The organism is Bradyrhizobium sp. Kon58, assembly GCF_055807455.1.
On sequence record NZ_JBVVOT010000016.1, the window covers coordinates 150,949 to 169,165 of the forward strand.

Below are 18,217 nucleotides of genomic sequence, written 5' to 3' on the forward strand. Positions count from 1 at the left end.
CCCGGCCTAGTGCGCAATTGCGCACGGGGGCCGGGACCCATACCGCGGAATCTATCGGTCGTGGATGGTCGGCGTACCCAACTGCAAGTCTTCGTCAAACCACGGCCTGTGGTTATGGGTCCCGGCCTTCGCCGGGACGACGTCGGAGAGGTAGACGTACGCGCGGATCAATCCCGCAGCAGCTCGTTGATGCTGGTCTTGGAGCGCGTGCGCTCGTCGACACGCTTGACGATGACGGCGCAGGCGGTGCTCGGGCCGATCTGGCCGTTCTTCATGGGCTTGCCGGGCAGCGCGCCGGGAACGACGACCGAATATTCCGGCACCTCGCCGATGAAGATCTCGCCGGTGTCGCGGTCGACGATCTTGGTCGACGCACCCAGGAACACGCCCATCGACAGCACCGCGCCCTTGCGCACGATCACGCCTTCGGCGACCTCTGAACGCGCGCCGATGAAGCAATCGTCCTCGACGATGACAGGCTCGGCCTGCAGCGGCTCCAGCACGCCGCCGATGCCGACGCCGCCAGAGATGTGCACACGCTTGCCGATCTGCGCGCAGGAGCCGACGGTCGACCAGGTGTCGATCATGGTGGATTCATCGACATAGGCGCCGAGATTGACGAAGGACGGCATCAGCACGACGTTGCGGGCAATGAAGGCTGAGCGGCGCACGATGGAGCCGGGGACGGCGCGGAAACCGGCGTCGCGAAAGCGGTTCTCGCCCCAGCCGTCGAACTTCGAGGGCACCTTGTCCCACCAGGCCGCCTTGCCGGGGCCGCCGGGAATGGCGCCCATGTCGTTGAGGCGGAACGAGAGCAGCACCGCCTTCTTCAGCCATTGATTGACCTTCCACTTGCCGTCGGTCCCGCGCTCGGCAACGCGGGCCTCGCCCTTGTCCAGAATCTCCAGCGCGTGATCCACGGCGTCGCGGACCTCGCCCCTGGTCGAGGTCGAGACGCCGTCGCGCGCCTCGAAGGCGCCGTTGATGGTGGATTCGAGGGCGGACAGGGACATTTGGCGATCCTTGAGCGGTATTTGCGGGAATTTGGATCGCTTTTTCGGGACTTGGAGCGAGAGAGTCAAGAACGCAGTCGGCCATGTCCCGGCGCGTTCGGATGCGCCCGGGACATGGCCGGCCGCTATTTTGATGTGCCCGCGAGATCGATGCCGTTCACGATACCCTCGCAGAGGCCGGCGAGCTCATTTCCGAGTTCAGTCAAGGCCGGCGAGCGGTAGCGCGCGAAGGCGATAGCCGGATCAAGCCATCGCAGTTCGGCTTGACCGTCGGGAAAGCCGATTACGGCGAACTTCAGGGGGGCCTCGAGCAGCGCCGCACTATCGGCCGCCAGCAGCCGCGACATCAGCCGTGGGTGGAAAAACAGGACCTGACGCGCGGGGCCGATGGCGAAGCCGCCACGACTGAGCAGCATTTGCGGGTCGATCTCGTGCAGGATCCAGAGGTCTGCCGCAATGATTCCCTGCTTCAAGCGGGCGACCACCTCTTCGACGGTCAGCGAAGATGAGACCGACCGTTGAAACGAGCTTGCGGCCGAACCGCATCCGGAGAACGCCACGGATTGCAGTGTTTGCGACATCGGATCAGCCTTCGTCCGGCCTTGGGGCCCTGCTCGCATCGAACGCTTCGAGCGTCCGTGCAGAGTAGACCAACGAAGCACCCGCACCGATCGCAATTGCAACGCCGAGGGCCTCCGCGAGCTCCTCTCGGCTTGCGCCGTAACGTGCGGCGGCGTCGGCGTGAACCGCAATACACCCGTCGCAGCGGGCGGTCACGGCCGCCGCCAGTGCGATCAACTCGCGCGTCTTGTCGTCCAGCTTTCCTGTCTGGGCGCCAGCCGCCCCTAGTTCGCGATAACCCTTCAGCGTCGCCGGGCTTAGGGCGCCAATGTCGCCGATCCGCGCCAGCAAGTCGCTGCGATAGGCACTCCAATCCATCATCATTGTCTCTCTCCTCGAACGGCAGGGGTTGCCGAGCTCGAGAGGTAGACGTGCGGTCTCGCCGAAGCCATCAGCTATGGGCGTATGGCCGCCATACAGCTTGCCGAAGCGTCAGGCGAATTGATGGAATTCTCCAGCGATGAAGTCCACCACGGCGCGAACCCGCCGGACCTTGCCGGTGTCGCGATGAAATCCCAGCCACAGCTCGCGGCTCGGGACGGGCGCCGGCGTCTTGATGGAACGAAGCGCGGGATAGGCTGAGGCCAGGCGAGTTGGCAAGCAAACCAGCCCCGCGCCGGCGGCGGCTGCCGCGGCCTGACCATCGCGGCTGTTGCTGCAGAATCCAACATGTGCGAGCGGCAGATAGCGACGCAGCCATTTCGTCTCCGCAACGCTTTCGGCGAGCGCCGCGTTCATCGTGATGAGCGCAGCGTCGGCGCCACCGCCCGAGAAATCGGGCGGTCCCTTCACCTTGAGATACGCAGCAGCAGCATAAAGCTCGAACGGAATGCTGCCGATCTTCCGCTGCATCAGTCCGTCCTGCTGGAAGCGCCCGAAGCGCAGGGCGACATCTATCTCCCGCCGCGTGAGGCTCAGGGCCTCGGCGTCAGTAACCAGCTCGACGGTGACGGTCGGATGCGCCGCGCAGAACTTCGCCAGCAAAGGCGAGAGGATCCGTGCCCCGAGCCATTCGGGCGAGGTCACGCGCACCGTTCCGGTCAGTCCAGCGCTGCTGCCGACTGCGATCCGCTGCGCCGCCAGCGCTGCGTCCTCCATCCTCTCGGCATAATCAAGGATTTGTCGTCCGGTGTCGGAGAGTCGAAGTCCGGACGGAAGGCGGTCGAACAGGATTGCACCGAGCTTGCTTTCGAACAGCTCGAGGCGCCGGCTCATTGTCGGCTGCGTGGTGCCCAGCTTTCGTGCGGCACCCGAGAGGCTTTTTTCGCGAGCCAGGTACAGGAAGTAGCGCAGATCTTCCCATTCGATCGCAGCCAAATCTGTCGGCTTCTGGGGCACGGTCGCTCCTGCGTTGCTGCGGGGCTCAGCCGATCGCGAGCGACTGCAAAAACCCCGCCAGATCATCCGTGGCGTGGTCAACATGGGCGGCGTCACGGCCCGCCAGCTCCCAGTCCTCGCGCACGACCTCTTTCGTCCCGTCCGGTATCACCAGCACGGTGGTCATGCCGAGCTCGTGCGGAACGGTGAGGTTGCGGGCGAGGTCCTCGAACATCGCGGCGCGGGTCGGATCGACCGAATGGTCGGCGAGAAACTTCCGGTAGGTCTGCGGCGCCGGCTTCGGCTCGAAGTCGGCGGCGATGATGTCGAACACACCGTCGAAATGCCCAGCAAAGCCGAGCCGCGCCAGCACCGCATCGACATGATCGACCGAGCCGTTGGTCAGGATCAGCTTTCGCCCCGGCAGTTTTGCAATGGCCTCGCCCAGCGCCGGGTTCGGCTCCAGCGGCGAGTGATCGATCTTGTGGACGTAGGCGAGATAGTCGTCGGCGCGGACGCCATGCAGGGTCATCATGCCGCGCATGGTGGTGCCGAAGCGCTGGTAATAATCCTTCTGGATCTTGCGCGCTTCCACCGGTGTCAGATTCAGCCAGTTGCAAACGAACTCGGTAATCCGCGCATCGACCTGCTGCCACAGATTGACGTGGTGCGGATAGAGCGTGTTGTCGAGGTCGAACACCCAGGTGTCGATATGGGCAAAGGCGCGGGGTGAGGTCATTTTCACTCTCTATCCGTTGACCGCGGTGGCAGCCCCACCCTCAATCGTCGTCCTGGCGAAGGCCAGGACCCATACGCCGTGACCGACCATTGGGGCACGCTGGTCCTCGTTCTTCGCCAAACCCAATCCTGGGGTAATAGGTCCTGGCTTTCGCCAGGACGACAGCGGAGTGCATGGCACCGGTACGATCACAAAACCCGTCACGGCATCGCAAAGCGCAGCGTCTTGCCGCCGCTCGACATGTCCACCGCGCCAAATCCCGTCGCCGCGAACCCGCGCGCGCCGCAGTCGGTCTGCTCGTTGGTCTCGAACTTGGTCTCGCGCGTGCAAAGCTGCTTGTCGCCGCCCCAGTTCAGCGGCTTGTCCTTCAGCTTGACGATGCGGTTGTCGGCGTCGATGGCTTCCGCGAAGCTGAAGATCTGCTTCGGCTGGCCGCTCACATCGGGGTGCAGGCAGGTCTTGGGGTCGATGCGATACCAGCCGCGGCTCGTCACCGCCTTGCCGTCGTCGGTGGCGACCGCCGCCATCACCTTGTGCGTGGTGTCGTTGCACCAGGTGAGGCCGGTCGCGGACGGCGTCTGCACGGCATCGACCATGGTCTTGAAGAAGTTCGGCGACGACAGGATGTCGGACGACAATCCGCGGCTCTTCAGGAAAGCGGCCAGCGCGCCTTGCGTCTTCGGCCCGTCGACACCGTCGATCGGCGCGGCGTCGTAACCTGCGATCACCAAGAGCCGCTGGATGCCGGCGAGGCGGGCCTGCTCGTCGTCATATTCGGAGTCCTCGGCGAGATAGGCGACGAAATTGCCGTCCGCGCCTTGCGTCGGCGTGATCTGGGTGAAGGCGGCCTGGGTCTGGCCGCTGCGGCACTGTCGCGCGGCCGCGATGACGAAATTGTCCTGCGCCACGCACAGCGTGTCGCTGCCGTTCTGCGGGATCGGGGATGCGCCGTAGACGCCGAGCGCGCGGGCGTTGAGCAGGATGCGGTCGGCGGAGAGCGTGCCCTGCACCACCACGCGGCAGGTAGCGGGGTCGATCCTGAACCAGCCGCGCGTCGCGGTCGCCGCCTTGTCGTCGATGCCGATCGCGGCCTCGACGACGTAGGACATGCGGTTGCAGATTTTCAGGTCGGCGAAGGCCGGTGCGGAGGAGAACACAAACGAGACGGCCGCGGCAGGGAGCGTCATCAGGAAACGTGTGAAGCCTGAGCGACGGTGTCGCCGAGTCCTCAACTCGTCATGCCCGGGCTTGTCCCGGGCATCCACGTTCTTGGCGCGGGATAAAAGATCGTGGATGGCCGGGACAAGCCCGGCCATGACGGCTTTCTTTGGCCCGCTCTTCATCACTTGTGGATCAGCGTGCCCGTGCCGGTGTTGGTGAAGAGCTCGAGCAGCACCGCGTGCTGCATCTTGCCGTCGATGATGACGACGCCCTCCACGCCCTGTTCGAGCGCGTAGATGCAGGTCTCGACCTTCGGGATCATGCCGCCGGAGATGGTGCCGTCGGCGATCAGCTTTCGTGCGTCCTTGACCGAGAGCTGCGGGATCAGTTTCTTGGACTTGTCGAGCACGCCCGGCACGTCGGTGAGCAGCAGCAGCCGCTTCGCCTTCAGCGCGCCGGCCACGGCGCCCGCGAAAGTGTCGGCGTTGACGTTCAGCGTCTGGCCCTCTTTCGAGGTCGCGAGCGGTGCCAGCACCGGGATCAGCTCGTAGCCGATCAGCTGGTTGAGCAGCGTGAGGTCGACCTTCTCGGGATCGCCGACGAAGCCGAGATCGACCGCCTTCTCGATGTGCGAGTCCGGATCCATGATGGTGCGCGTCGTCTTCGACGCCTTCACCATATTGGCGTCCTTGCCCGACAGCCCCACCGCCTTGCCGCCGGCCTCGTTGATGTAGCCGACGATCTGCTTGTTGACGGAGCCGGCGAGCACCATCTCGACGATCTCGATGGTGGCGGCGTCCGTGATGCGCAGGCCGGCGGCGAATTCCGAGACGATGCCGAGGCGCTTGAGCATGGTCGCGATCTGCGGGCCACCGCCATGCACCACCACCGGATTGATCGCGGTCTGCTCGAGCAGCACGATATCGCGGGCAAAATTCTTCGCGGTCTCCTCGTCGCCCATGGCATGGCCGCCATACTTGATGACGATGGTTTCCTCGTCATACTGCTGCATGTGCGGCAGCGCTTCGGACAGGATGCGGGCCTGGTCGAGCGGGGAGATTTCGGTCATGAGGCGGATCTCGCTGGCGGGATACTCGGCCGCGTTCTATCCGATTGGCGGGCGGGGCGCAAAGTGTGGCTGGCATGCCGCCGCGTAGCCCGGATGGAGCGCAGCGTAATCCGGGTTGGTGCGGCGAGCGCGGTCCCGGATTGCGCTTCGCTCCATCCGGGCTACGGACTGCGCTTCACCACCACCGCCGCGAGCGTCACCGCCAGCCAGCTCAAGATCATCACCGATCCACCGGTCGGCGCCGCGTAGGGAAACAGCGAATGGCCGGCATATTGCCGCAAGGTCAGATCGCCCGCGAACAGCGCGGCGCCGGCTGCGAAGCCGGACGCGGCGATGATGCCAATTCCGCCGTGCAGAAGGCCGCGGCCGAGCAGGGCGACGGCCGCAAGTATGGCAGTTGCATGAAACAGCAGCATGGCGCTTGCGGCGGCGAGCCGGCTCGCATCACCGCCATGCGCGGAAGCCGCGGCCAGCGCGACGCCGGCGGCGCCCATCACACCGGCAAGCCCGATCAGCAGGCGGAATGCCGCCATTACGAGGTCCGCTCTTCCAGCAGCTTTGCGATCGCGGCGCGCAGCTCGGCCATGCCGGTTGCGCTGCGCGACGAGGTCGCGAGCACGTTCGGGAACGCGGCCGGACGCTTGGCGAGCGCGGCCTCGGTCTCGACGATGCGCGATTGGAGCTCGGCGGCCTTGATCTGGTCGGCCTTGGTCAGCACGAGCTGGTAGCTGACCGCGGAGCGATCGAGAGTCTTCAGGACTTCGAGATCGACGTCCTTGAGGCCATGCCGCGCGTCGACCAGCACGTAGACGCGCGCGAGACTGGCGCGTCCGAGCAGGAATTTGTGGATCAGCTCGGTCCAGGACGCGACCTGACTCTTCGGCGCCTTGGCATAGCCGTAGCCGGGCATGTCGACGAGGCGCAGCTCGCCTTTCCCGGGGACCTCGAAGAAGATCAGCTCCTGGGTGCGGCCCGGCGTATGCGAGGTGCGCGCGAGCGCGTTGCGGCCGGTCAGCGCGTTGATCAGGCTGGACTTGCCGACATTGGAGCGGCCGGCAAAGGCGATCTCCAGCCCCGCCATCGGCGGCAGCGTTTCAGTCGAGGGCGAAGCCCAGATGAACTGCCAGTCGCGCGTGAACAGCTTCCGCCCGACCTCGATCAGCTTCGCATCTTTGTCGTCGGTCATGCGAAAGCTTTCTGTCTGTCCGCGTCATTGCGAGCGAAGCGAAGCGATCCAGAAATGCATCCGCGGAGGGACTCTGGATTGCTTCGTCGCGTCGCTCCTCGCAATGACGACCGCTACGTCGCCTTCTTCGCGAACGTCGCCTTGAGATTGTCGAACAGCTCCACCTTCACGCCGTTGCGGCGCATGATGAAGCTCTGCTGCAGCACCGAGAGCGTGTTGTTCCAGGCCCAGTAGATCACGAGGCCCGCCGGGAAGCCCGCCAGCATGAAGGTGAAGATCAGCGGCATCCAGTTGAAGATCATCTGCTGCGTCGGATCCGGCGGCGTCGGATTCAGCTTCATCTGGAACCACATCGTGATGCCCATGATGATCGGCCAGATGCCGAGCGCGAGGTAATGGCCGAACAGCGGCAGCGTGGTCGGATCGAACGGGATCAGCCCGAACAAGGTGAACAGATTGGTCGGGTCCGGTGCGGACAGATCCTTGATCCAGCCGAAGAACGGCGCGTGCCGCATCTCGATGGTGACGAACAGCACCTTGTAGAGCGAGAAGAACACCGGGATCTGGATCACCACCGGAAGACAGCCGGCGACCGGATTGATCTTCTCCTTGCGGTAGATCTCCATCATCTCCTGCTGCTGCTTCACCTTGTCGTCGGGGAAACGCTCCTTCAGAGCCTGAAGCTGCGGCTGGACCGACTTCATCTTCGCCATCGAGGCGTAGGACTTGTTCGCCAAGGGGAAGAACAACAGCTTCACGATCACGGTCACGAGCAGGATCGAGATGCCGAAATTGCCGAAGAAGCGGTAGAAGAAGTCGAGGCCGAGGAACATCGGCTTGGTGATGAAGTAGAACCAGCCCCAATCGATCAACAGGTCGAAATGGTTGAGGCCGAGCTCCTTGTTGTAGCCGCCATGGCCGGCGAGCGGGAAGTTGATGCCGACCACGCCGGCTTCCTTGGCGCCCGCGAACAGCCGCGCGTTCGTTGTCGTCGTGCCACCGATCGGAACCGTCTGCTCGCTTTGCAGATAGTCGGTCTGGTATCGGATCTGGGTGCCGGGTTCGGCGACGAAACGGGCCTTGAGCGTTGCCGACGTGTCGGGAAGGAGCGCAGACGCCCAATATTTGTCGGTAATACCGAGCCAGGCATTGGTGACGTTGTTGAATTCGAACCCGTGTCCGCCGTTGCCGATCGCGGGCGCTTCGCCGACAGCCTTATAGGCCTTCTCCTGCAAGCCCTGCTCGCCCAGGTAACCGATCAGGCCTTCATGCAGGATGTAGTAGCCCGAGACCTGCGGCGTGCCGTGGCGCGAGATCAGTGCGAAGGGAAAGAGTTTGACCGGCGCGTTGCCGACATTGGTCACCTCGTCCTTGATGCTGAAGAGGTAGTGGTCGTCGATCGTGACGGTGCGGCGGAAGGTGAGGCCTTCGCCATTGTCGTATTTCAGCATGACCGGCGTGGACGGCGTCAGGCTGTTGGTGCCCTCCTGCTGCCAATCGGTGGTCCGGTCGGGCACCTTTGCGCCAGCTGTTCCGGCCACCCAGCCAAATTCGGCGTAATAGGGCTCTGCGGTGCCCGACGGCGAATAGAGAATGATCGGCGGTGACTTCGGGTCGACCGTTTCGCGAAACTGCACCAGCGCAAGATCGTCGATGCGCGCGCCCTTCAAGGCAATGCTGCCGGTCAAGCGGGGCGTATCGATCTTGACGCGCGGAGAGGCGGCAATCGCCGCCTCACGGCTGACGGTCGGCTGGGCCGGTTGATTGGCGATCTGGGGAGCGGAGGGCGCGCCTGCGCTGCCGGGCTGCGGCGTGGCGCTCGGCGTCCCGGAAGCCGTCGGCTGCGGCGTGGTCTTATGCAGCTCGGCCTGCGTCTGTTGCAGGGCGCGTTGCTTCTCCATCGCCGGCATGTTGTAGAAATATTGCCAGGCGATCAGCACGAAGCCCGACAGGATGACGGCGAGGATGGTATTGCGGTTGTCGGTCATCATTCTCTCGTCATCAATCCGGTTTGCGGCTGGTCGCAGGAGCGGGGCCGGGCTTTGAGCCGTCGGTTCTTGAGTCGGTTTTTGGGCCGCGTCCCTTGTGCGTATGCCGCGCGGGCTTCGCGAACGCTATGCGCAGATCGTCGAGCATGGTGGCGAAGTCGCGCGAGAGCGCGTCCCTTCGGCCGACCAGCACATAATCATGATGGGGCTGCATCGACATCGGATCGAGCCGCTTCACCAGTTCGCGAAGCCGGCGCCGGATGCGATTGCGCTGGGGGGCGTTGCCGTTCTTTTTGGTGACGGTGAAGCCGATCCGGATCGGGCCGCTGTCCTCACGGTCAAGGCTTCGGCGGTCAAGGCTTTGCAGGACGAACGCGGGACTATTCACCCGCGCGCCATTGGCAACGGCGAGGAAATCCGCCCGCTGCCTCAGCCGATCCATGATGAAATCCCAAAAAGGGGGTCCGGCTCAGGCGCTCAGACGCTTGCGGCCGCGGGCGCGGCGGGCGGCGAGCACCTTGCGGCCGCCGGCCGTGGCGAGACGGGCACGGAAGCCGTGACGGCGCTTGCGCACCAGTTTGCTGGGTTGATAAGTCCGCTTCACGGGTTTTTCTCCGCTGACCGGGCAATTTGCCTGTAGAATTGATGATAAAGTCCGGAAGATGCTGCCCAAAACGGGCCTTTTTCGGCCCCAAGAGAGCCGCTCCCGGCGGTCACACCGGGTCATCGCGGACAATTGGCCGGCTTATAAGCGAGCGCCTTCTTTTCGTCAACGCCGCACAAGCGCTCAATTCCGGCGAATATCGCTGTTCGTGCGGGGTTTTTAACCCTTGAGGTAGCGACTCGCCAAATCTGCGCTTACATCCGACCTTGGCAGATTGACGATCTGTAATTTGACCGCGCTGGGGGCGGGCCGCATCTTGATACGCGCCAAGACCCTTCACCCGGCGACATCTTTCATCCGGTAAAGGCAGCGAGGGCGAATTTCGTGGCAGCGACAGACCTCCAGCCGATCCAGGATGGGGATCAGCGGGACCCGCCGACGGCGCTGCCGCGGGGGACGCGCGGGCTTGGGCTGTCCGGCAAGCTGCTGCTGCTCACCGTTCCCCTGGTGATGATCGCGGCCATCCTGCTCTACGTGCCTGCCATCGCCAATTTCTGGGTCAACCGGCTCAACGACCGCGTCGCCGCGGCCAACACGGCGGCGCTGGTGCTCGATGCCGCGCCGCTCGGCATGGTCCCCGATTCGCTGTCGCGCGAGATCCTGAAGAGCATCAATGCCCGCGCCGTCGCCATCAAGATGGGCCAGCAGCGCCGTCTGCTCGCCAGCGACAATCTGCCCGCCGCCATCGAGCACGACATCGACCTGCGCGACATGACGGCGTGGGAGGCGATCACCGGCTCGTTCCGGATGATGCTGGAGACCGGCAATCAGGCCATCCGGATCGTCGGGCCGGGCGTCGGCACCGCCCAGTTCATGGAGATCGTCACCGACGAGCTGCCGCTGCGGCAGTCGATGTACCGCTTCTCGCGCAACGTCGTGGTGGTCGCGCTGATCATCGCGGTGCTGACCGCGGGCCTCGTCTATCTCGCCATGCATTATCTGTTCGTGCGCCCGATGCGGCGGCTGACCGCGAGCCTGGTCGGCTTCCACGAAAATCCCGAGAGTTCGGCGGGGATCATCGTGCCGAGCCAGCGCAGCGACGAGATCGGGGTCGCCGAGCGCGAATTGTCGGACATGCAGCGCGACCTGATGTCGATGCTGCATCAGAAGAGCCGGCTCGCCGCCCTCGGCCTCGCGGTGTCCAAGATCAATCACGATCTGCGCAATCTGCTGGCCTCGGCGCAACTCCTGTCGGACCAGCTCGCCAGCGTGCCGGATCCGCGGGTGCAGCGCTTTGCGCCAAAGCTCGTCCGCTCGCTCGAGCGCGCCATCGCCTTCTGCCAGTCGACATTGTCCTACGGCCGCGCCCAGGAAGCCGCGCCCGACCGGCGCATGATCATGATCGAGCCGGTGGTGCTGGAGGTGCGCGAGACCGCCGGCCTTGCCTCCGACGCCTCGATCTCCTGGGTCGCCGCAATCGAGCGCGGGCTCGCGGTCGATGCCGATCCCGACCAGCTGTTTCGCGTGCTGCTCAACCTCGTCCGCAATGCCGCCCAGGCGCTGGAAAGCCATGCGTCGGCCGAGGGCGGCGCGCAGCAGATCCGGATCACGGGAAAACGCGAGGGCGCGGTCGCCATCCTCGAGGTCTCCGACACCGGCCCCGGCGTGCCCCAGAGGACCCGCGATCACCTGTTCGAGGCGTTCCAGACCTCCGGCCGCCCCGGCGGCAGCGGTCTCGGCCTTGCCATCGCCGCCGAGCTGGTCCGCGCCCATGGCGGCGACATCCATCTGGTCGAAGGCACCATCGGTGCCACCTTCCGGATCGTCATCCCCGACCGCCCCGTGGAACTGCTCTCCGTCCGCAACGAGCGGGCGCGGGCATAGTCGGCTCGCGGTTGAGTGCGGAAACTCTCATTTCCTAGCAAAATCTCCCCAATCCGGACCTTGCCAATCGGGGCAAGAGCGGTTAGTCAGAGCGCTCTTTCGCACCCCTCCGGCGTCGCCGGGGGCTGCCTGCGGGCCACGCCCGCACTGTCAGCGAAAAACGCGCCCGTAGCTCAGCTGGATAGAGCATCAGACTACGAATCTGAGGGTCGGACGTTCGAATCGTTCCGGGCGCGCCATTTCGAATACGCGATCAAAACCGATCTTCCCCATCCGGTCGTTTCGTCCGCAGGCGGCGCACGCCGTTTCCGGCGCGCTCGCGATGACAATCAATTGCGCTGTTCGGGATTCCGCGTGCCGTGACAAAGCCGATCTAGCGCCGCGCAACATCACGCGCCGTCGGATCCGAACCGAGCCCCTTGCTCGTCAGCAAACGGTTGAACTGATCGGCTGAAAAAAGCTGCCCGTCCGGAGCCGTGATCGAAACCACAAAACCATTCACCGCGTGCTTGCGGGCCACGATCACCGCAACGATCGCACTGTCACGGAAATCCACGGTACGGCAGTCGTCTTTAATAGCTTCGATGATAAATGTCATTTGGCCCATGACCACAATTGGCACGCGCCAATTGCGCGCCCGGCAACTCAACCCCGTATCGGTGAAAATGATGTTGCCGACAAGCCAGCTATTGACCCGATGAAACCGCGACCATACCCATATTGGGGGAAACAGCAGACCGGTCCTGCCTCGCGCGCGGTGCGCCACGGATACATAGAACCGGCTTGTGGGCGTCGAACCGGACATCCGTAGAAGCGGGCACTGGCCATGGTTGGTACGACTGAAGGCGAGGACATCGCGGCGGATTTGATCCGAACCGTCTCTCGCCACTCGTTGGCCTACATGCTGTGCGCAGCCAGCGAAATGTTCCGCCACTACGATTTCGATCCGCTGGACTTGATGATCATTCATGCGGTCTTGAACGCCAACGTTCTCAAGATCATGAAGAACCCCGAATTGGACCGGCAATTTGGCAGTATCCAGGCGGTTGAGCCGGATAAGATCAAGCAGGGCGTTTCCCGTGCCGCCCTGTCCCGCTTTTTCGGTCTGCCGATCGAAACCGTGCGGCGGCGCGCCGATCGCTTGAAGAAGCAAGGCATCTTCCGCGAGACCGACCAGGGACTGATCGTAACCGAAGCCAACCAGTTCAAGTTCGGCAATAATCACGAGCTGCAGAGAACCAACATGCTCCTGGTGCGGAAATTCCTCCGTGACCTGACGGAAGCGGGCGTTGAGCTTCCCGGCGGGATTTGACGGACCATTGCCTTGAGCCTCCGAACCGGGACCGGACCGAGCGCGGCATTTATGCGCTCTTCGGCCGAAAGGCGACGATGGATCCGGTTGGCTCGTCTTCGCGCATTGCCGCCTCGACGGCCTTCGCCAACGCAGCCTGGTCGAATGGCTTTGATAAACGCGGCAGGCTGGATCGTTCGTCGCTGGGAATCTCTGCGTATCCCGTGCTCAGGAGGATGACTGTCCCGGGGCGCTCCGCGGCGACAGCGCTGGCCAGCTGCAGTCCAGTCATCCCAGGCATGGCATAGTCGGTCACGACCAGGTCGACGGTACGGGTGCGGCGGAGCAAAGCCAGTGCCTCGTCGCCCGAGCGCGCCTCGACCACGATGTGTCCAAGATCGTCCAACATCGCTGCCGTGTTCTCGAGCACCAGGAGGTCGTCGTCGACGACAAGCACGGAAAGCTGTCGGCTGGCCCGCGGTACGGGCGCCGGAGCTTCCGCGCGCGGGTCAGGCACCGCGGTCTCCCCGGCCATCGGCAGCCAGATTTCGGCGGTCGTGCCCTCTCCGGGAAGGCTCCTCAAGGCGAGCTTGCCGCCGGACTGCTCGGCAAGTCCGTGGACCATTGACAGGCCGAGCCCGGTGCCTTTGCCGACGCCCTTGGTCGTAAAGAACGGCTCCTGGGCGTGCCTGAGGGTCTCGTCATCCATGCCGCAGCCGGTGTCGCTCACCGAGAGCGCAACGTAGTCGCTCGTCCGAAGGCCGCCATCGCCCCGCTCTTCGCGAGCGGCAATGGTAATCAGGCCGCCGCCCGGCATCGCATCACGGGCGTTGACCGCCAGGTTGAGGACAGCCAGTTCGAGCTGGTTCGCGTCGACCCTCACCTTCGGCAGGTCCATCGGAAACAGCGTCTCGACACGAATTCCGGCCTCGAATTTCAGCAATGAGGCCATGCCGTGCACCAATTCGCGGATATCGACGACCGCCGGCCTGAGATCCTGTTTACGCGCAAAAGCGAGCATACGCTGGGTCAGGGACGCGCCCCGCTGCGCGCCCAGCATCGCGTTGTCCACCAGGCGCTGGACCTTCGCATCGCCCGGCGGCAGGCGCCTCTTCAGAAGTTCGAGGCTGCCGATAACGGCTGCGAGCAGGTTGTTGAAGTCGTGGGCCACGCCGCCGGTAAGCTGGCCGATGGTTTCCATCTTCTGCGACATCATCAGTGCTTCGCGCGCCCGATCCAGCGCATCCTGGGCCCGTCGCCTTTCGCTGACGTCGCGCACGATCTTCGCAAAGCCGGCGATCGCGCCGCTCTCGTTCCGTACCGCAACGATCGTTGCTTCCGCCCAGAAGCGGCTGCCGTCCTTGCGGACACGCCAGCCTTCGATTGCCGACTTCCCCTCGCGCTCGGCTTCGACAAGGGCGTGCGCGGGGGTCCCGGCCGCGCAATCTTCCTCGGTATGAAAGATCGTGTAGCTCGACCCTACGATGTCATCGCCATAGCCCATCAGCCGGTGCGCGCCGAGATTCCAATTGCCCACGCGCCCGTCCGGATCGAGCGATGAAGATCGCGTGGTCGACGATACCTTCGACAAGGAGCCGAAAGCGTTCTTCGCTGCGCCTCAGTGCGTCGGCCTCGCGTTGAGCGCGCTCCGCGGAAGCCCGGTCGACGGCAGCCGCGACCCCGATGCTCAGGATCACAATGGTGATGCCGGCGAGCAGGAACGCGAGCGGCGCCTGACCGACGCCGAGATGTCCTGCCTGCCGGGCCATGGTGTTCGTCGGCAGGAACATGGCGCCTTCCATCGCGGCGTAGTGCATGCCGGAGACCGCAAGGCCCATCACCAGGCCTGCGAACAGCCGCTGGACCGCGTTGGTGTTGCGAAAGGCGAGCCAGAGTGCCACGACCGAGGCGCTGATCGCGATCAGGATCGAGAGCACAACCCATCGGGGATCGTACTCCATGAGGGCCGCCATTCGCATCGCGGCCATGCCGGTATAGTGCATGCCGGAGATACCAAGTCCCATCGCGAAGCCGGAGGCGAGCAGCGCCCGTGGGCGTCGTCCGACGACGGCAAAGGCGGCAGCGGCGACGACGATCGGAATGACAAGCGAGAGGAGAGTCAGGAATGGATCGTACGAGATCTCGATTCCGGGCAGGCTGAAGGCCAGCATGCCGACGAAATGCATGGACCAGATACCGCCGCCCATGGCGATTGCAGCGGCTATCAGCTAGGATCGGCGGGCCCTTCCCGAAGCAGCTCGCATTCGGGTCGCCAGGTCCAATGCCGTATAGGAGGCGAGTGCCGCGATCAGAATCGACAACGCGACCAGAACGGGATCGTGAAAAGCCGCATGATGATGCATTTCGGCCGACGCTAGCCGAACTTACGTTCGCGTTCGCGTTCCCGCAAATTGTCCTCCCCCGACGACGCCGAATCATCCTCGGCACCAAGATCGTTTCCGCCTGACAGGACCGCGCCGATGACCGGCCGCGGCATCCGTACCTCGTCAGACGAGAATCAGTTGAGAATGGTACCGCCGCGAGCCTGCATCGCAAAGCTGGCAGCAAGTCGGCTGGCTCCCGCGCAAAGTGCATGACGATCAGACGCCCGTCATACGCGAGGGCAATTTCACGCGCTGCTACGCCGGCACGGGCGTGGTGCCCTATCAATGGTAAGATCCAGGCACGCTCGGCCGGCGGTGTGAGGTGCAGCACGCGAGATCACCTGTAATCTGCTTCACACGCAAACGCGCTCAATCACGCTAGATGGAAAAGGTCGCGCCTCCGCGCGGCCTGTTCGGAGCTGGCGATGATGGCTGCACTGGCAAGGGCGATATCCCGCGCGACGAGAACCAACGTTGATGTCGAAACTCTGAAAGTTCTCGTGATCTTCTCGGGCGCGGGCTTGCTGCTCTCTCTCGTGGCCGCAATGATCTACGGACAGGCTGCCAGCGCCGCTTTGTTTTGAAAGCGCGCTTCGCCAAGCCGACGGTTCACCTCAGCGCCACCCAAGCGCCGGCGCCACATGCGTGAGGATCGCCTCGATGGCGTGCGCGCAATAGTCGACACCGAGCTGGTTCGGGATCGTCAACAGCAACGTGTCGGCCTCGGCGATCGCCTCGTCCGCCCGGAGGTGCTCGATCAGCACATCCGGCTCCGCCGCATAGGAGCGGCCGAAGATCGCGCGGGTGCGCGGGTCGATGAAGCCGACCTGGTCCTCGCTGCCGCGCTCGCCGCGGAAATAGGCCCGGTCGCGATCGTCGATCAGCGCGAAGATGCTGCGGCTGACGGACACGCGAGGCTCGCGCGGGTGGCCGGCCTCTTTCCAGGCTGCGCGATAGGTACGGATCTGCGCGGCCTGCTGCACATGGAAGGCTTCGCCGGTCTCGTCGTTCTTGAGCGTCGAGCTCTGCAGATTCATGCCGTGCTTGGCGGCCCAGACCGCCGTCGCGTTCGAGCCGGCGCCCCACCAGATCCGTTCGCGCAGGCCTTCCGCATGGGGCTCGAGCCGCAGAAGACCCGGTGGATTTGGGAACATCGGCTGCGGGTTGGGTTTTGCAAAACCTTCGCCGCGCAAGATGTCGAGAAAGACCTCGGCATGACGCCGGCCCATGTCGGCGTCGCTCTCGCCGTCGGCCGGCCGGAAACCGAAATAGCGCCAGCCGTCGATTACCTGCTCGGGCGAGCCGCGGCTGATGCCGAGCTGGAGGCGTCCGCCGGCGATGAGATCGGCAGAGCCCGCGTCCTCCGCCATGTACAGCGGATTCTCGTAGCGCATGTCGATCACGGCCGTGCCGATCTCGATCTTGCTGGTCCTGGCGCCGACGGCGGCGAGCAGCGGAAAGGGCGAGGCAAGCTGCCGCGCGAAATGGTGTACGCGGAAATAGGCGCCGTCAGCGCCGAGCTCTTCCGCCGCAACCGCAAGCTCGATCGATTGCAGCAGCGTGTCCGCGGCCGAGCGGGTCTGCGATTGCGGCGAGGGCGTCCAGTGCCCGAAGGAGAGGAATCCGATCTTTTTCATGGAGGCAACATATGGATGACGGGAAGAGTTTGCGACACCTCGGATCGAGGAAAAAAATGGCAACATGGGAAGGCGTGTACGCGTAAGTGCCGTTCCTCGAGGGGGAAGCGGACCGAAGCAGGCAACGCTGCAAGCGCCCCTTTTCACCCAACTGAGACAGGTGCGCCGCAGGATTGTTGCGATGCAGAGCGCGGGGATGTAAAGGACTGCGGCGGCAAGATCGTCTGAAACGCCAGCTGCGCTACGCCCCTCTCCAGCATGCGGTACCTGATCCCATGACAAAAGCGCGCGCCGTACCGATGCCCAGCAGCAGCGTGCTTGCGCCGCTTTACGCGGGCGCGGACCTTTTGGACGCCTTTGCAATTCAACTGCCGGCGGGCGCCAGCGATGATGTAGAGGTGCTGGCACGCGCCGCGCTCGAGCGACAGGCGTGGTGGATCCGTGCGCTCACGCGTGTCCGCGATGTGGTGATGGCGACAGTCGCGGTCAAATCGTCGCGCGCCGTCGGACTTGCCGCGGCGGCGCGTGGGCCGGTTATCGGCTTCTTCCCGGTGCTGTCAAAGACTGCGACGGAGTTGGTCGTGGGCGCGGATGACCGGCATCTCGACTTCCGCGTCACCATTCAACTTCGCGCCGATGCAGCAAATGGGCGCGAGCTGGTCGCGGGCACGGTGGTGCATTGTCATAACCGACTGGGGCGCATCTATCTTGCGACGATAGCACCGTTTCATCGCGTGATTGTCCCGGCCAGCCTGGAACAGGCGGCGAGAGCAATGAAGAATTGAGCATGCTTTGGTGGTCGTGACCGGCTGCGGTCGACGAACGAGCCGGCTTCTGGCCCATCGCTGACTTGCCGCGCGCAATCTGTCGAGGGCCGCTTGTGACCCGCAGCTGACCTCAAGTAGTTTCTGGAGAGCTTGGCAAAACAATGCAAGGCTCCAACTCGCGCCAGCTATTTCCGGCCTAGCAGGAAGGGCCAGCCCGGATGGCTGGCCCTTAAGGATATTATGTAAGCCGTCAGTAACGAGAAGCCGACGCGGCACCCCAATTGAACCGGTAGTTCAGGCCGGCCTTGATGGTGTGCTCGTCATTGCGGAAGCCAACGGCGGTAACAACACCACCGGCGCTGGTGAAGAGAGCGTTCCGCGTGCCAAAGTCGTAGTACTGGTATTCGACCTTGCCCGACCAGTTCTGGGCGAACATGTATTCGAGACCCGCGCCTACGGTGTAGCCATCGCGACCACCACCGTTGTTGGTGAAGGTGCCGCCGCCGAAACCGTTCGTAAGGCGGGAGTCAGCCCAGGCATAACCGCCTTTGACGTA

At 64.2% G+C, this 18,217-nt stretch carries 19 protein-coding genes, 1 tRNA gene and 1 pseudogene; 5 read left to right on the forward strand and 16 right to left on the reverse strand.

The window, feature by feature from the left end:
- Positions 1-167 precede the first annotated feature (167 nt).
- From dapD to rpmH, 12 genes are all read right to left on the reverse strand, one after another.
- On the reverse strand, positions 168-1,013 hold the full coding sequence (gene dapD, locus AC0L20_RS24740) for a 2,3,4,5-tetrahydropyridine-2,6-dicarboxylate N-succinyltransferase (RefSeq protein WP_473293219.1): 846 nt from the start codon (positions 1,011-1,013) through the stop codon (positions 168-170).
- Positions 1,014-1,138: 125 nt separating this feature from the next.
- Entirely contained in the window at positions 1,139-1,594 is a 456-nt protein-coding gene (locus AC0L20_RS24745) for a DUF302 domain-containing protein (protein ID WP_027514328.1), read from the reverse strand.
- Positions 1,595-1,598: 4 nt separating this feature from the next.
- Positions 1,599-1,958, reverse strand: coding sequence for a carboxymuconolactone decarboxylase family protein (locus AC0L20_RS24750; RefSeq protein WP_156948528.1), 360 nt, complete (start codon positions 1,956-1,958; stop codon positions 1,599-1,601).
- Positions 1,959-2,066: 108 nt separating this feature from the next.
- The gene (locus AC0L20_RS24755) at positions 2,067-2,972 is read right to left on the reverse strand and encodes a LysR family transcriptional regulator (RefSeq protein ID WP_473293227.1); all 906 of its coding nucleotides are present in this window, start codon (positions 2,970-2,972) and stop codon (positions 2,067-2,069) included.
- A gap of 25 nt (positions 2,973-2,997) precedes the next feature.
- Positions 2,998-3,690 carry a pyrimidine 5'-nucleotidase gene (locus AC0L20_RS24760; RefSeq protein WP_473293231.1) on the reverse strand — a complete coding sequence of 231 codons (693 nt, stop codon included), beginning with the start codon at positions 3,688-3,690 and terminating at the stop codon, positions 2,998-3,000.
- A 200-nt stretch (positions 3,691-3,890) separates the two neighbouring features.
- The gene (locus AC0L20_RS24765; RefSeq protein WP_027565789.1) at positions 3,891-4,877 is read right to left on the reverse strand and encodes a DUF1036 domain-containing protein; all 987 of its coding nucleotides are present in this window, start codon (positions 4,875-4,877) and stop codon (positions 3,891-3,893) included.
- Positions 4,878-5,032: 155 nt separating this feature from the next.
- On the reverse strand, positions 5,033-5,920 hold the full coding sequence (argB, locus tag AC0L20_RS24770) for an acetylglutamate kinase (protein ID WP_007597683.1): 888 nt from the start codon (positions 5,918-5,920) through the stop codon (positions 5,033-5,035).
- Between the two features lie 161 nt (positions 5,921-6,081).
- Positions 6,082-6,453: a DUF423 domain-containing protein gene (locus tag AC0L20_RS24775; protein WP_473293237.1), complete on the reverse strand. Its 372-nt coding sequence runs from the start codon at positions 6,451-6,453 to the stop codon at positions 6,082-6,084.
- Positions 6,453-7,106 carry a ribosome biogenesis GTP-binding protein YihA/YsxC gene (gene yihA, locus AC0L20_RS24780; protein WP_027514321.1) on the reverse strand — a complete coding sequence of 218 codons (654 nt, stop codon included), beginning with the start codon at positions 7,104-7,106 and terminating at the stop codon, positions 6,453-6,455. The genes AC0L20_RS24775 and yihA overlap by 1 nt, the downstream gene beginning before the upstream one ends.
- 113 nt (positions 7,107-7,219) lie before the next feature.
- Entirely contained in the window at positions 7,220-9,094 is a 1,875-nt protein-coding gene (yidC, locus tag AC0L20_RS24785) for a membrane protein insertase YidC (RefSeq protein WP_456769789.1), read from the reverse strand.
- Between the two features lie 13 nt (positions 9,095-9,107).
- Entirely contained in the window at positions 9,108-9,536 is a 429-nt protein-coding gene (rnpA, locus tag AC0L20_RS24790) for a ribonuclease P protein component (protein WP_473293247.1), read from the reverse strand.
- 27 nt (positions 9,537-9,563) lie between these two features.
- The gene (gene rpmH / locus AC0L20_RS24795; RefSeq protein ID WP_008542748.1) at positions 9,564-9,698 is read right to left on the reverse strand and encodes a 50S ribosomal protein L34; all 135 of its coding nucleotides are present in this window, start codon (positions 9,696-9,698) and stop codon (positions 9,564-9,566) included.
- 384 nt (positions 9,699-10,082) lie between these two features.
- On the opposite strand from rpmH, the gene AC0L20_RS24800 reads away from it, so the two are divergent.
- Positions 10,083-11,582, forward strand: a complete 1,500-nt coding sequence (locus AC0L20_RS24800) for an ATP-binding protein (RefSeq protein ID WP_473293251.1) — start codon at positions 10,083-10,085, stop codon at positions 11,580-11,582.
- A gap of 162 nt (positions 11,583-11,744) precedes the next feature.
- A tRNA-Arg gene (locus AC0L20_RS24805) sits at positions 11,745-11,821 on the forward strand.
- Positions 11,822-11,955: 134 nt separating this feature from the next.
- Here AC0L20_RS24805 and AC0L20_RS24810 read toward each other — a convergent pair.
- Positions 11,956-12,387, reverse strand: a complete 432-nt coding sequence (locus AC0L20_RS24810; RefSeq protein ID WP_473293255.1) for a hypothetical protein — start codon at positions 12,385-12,387, stop codon at positions 11,956-11,958.
- A gap of 21 nt (positions 12,388-12,408) precedes the next feature.
- On the opposite strand from AC0L20_RS24810, the gene AC0L20_RS24815 reads away from it, so the two are divergent.
- Complete coding sequence (locus AC0L20_RS24815; RefSeq protein WP_007597670.1) at positions 12,409-12,894, forward strand: hypothetical protein; 486 nt, start codon at positions 12,409-12,411, stop codon at positions 12,892-12,894.
- A gap of 49 nt (positions 12,895-12,943) precedes the next feature.
- Here AC0L20_RS24815 and AC0L20_RS24820 read toward each other — a convergent pair.
- Positions 12,944-15,236 (reverse strand): annotated as a pseudogene (locus tag AC0L20_RS24820) (MHYT domain-containing protein).
- A gap of 446 nt (positions 15,237-15,682) precedes the next feature.
- Here AC0L20_RS24820 and AC0L20_RS24825 point away from each other — a divergent pair.
- A complete protein-coding gene (locus tag AC0L20_RS24825) occupies positions 15,683-15,841 on the forward strand; it encodes a hypothetical protein (protein ID WP_473293257.1) in 159 nt (52 codons plus the stop codon).
- A gap of 30 nt (positions 15,842-15,871) precedes the next feature.
- On the opposite strand, the gene AC0L20_RS24830 is transcribed toward AC0L20_RS24825, so the two are convergent.
- Complete coding sequence (locus tag AC0L20_RS24830; protein WP_473293259.1) at positions 15,872-16,894, reverse strand: LLM class flavin-dependent oxidoreductase; 1,023 nt, start codon at positions 16,892-16,894, stop codon at positions 15,872-15,874.
- A gap of 275 nt (positions 16,895-17,169) precedes the next feature.
- Between AC0L20_RS24830 and AC0L20_RS24835 the strand changes: the two genes are divergently transcribed.
- Positions 17,170-17,679 carry a DUF2867 domain-containing protein gene (locus AC0L20_RS24835; RefSeq protein WP_473293261.1) on the forward strand — a complete coding sequence of 170 codons (510 nt, stop codon included), beginning with the start codon at positions 17,170-17,172 and terminating at the stop codon, positions 17,677-17,679.
- Positions 17,680-17,911: 232 nt separating this feature from the next.
- Here AC0L20_RS24835 and AC0L20_RS24840 read toward each other — a convergent pair.
- Positions 17,912-18,217: outer membrane protein (locus AC0L20_RS24840; protein ID WP_473293266.1), on the reverse strand; the 306-nt coding region annotated here is incomplete at its 5' end.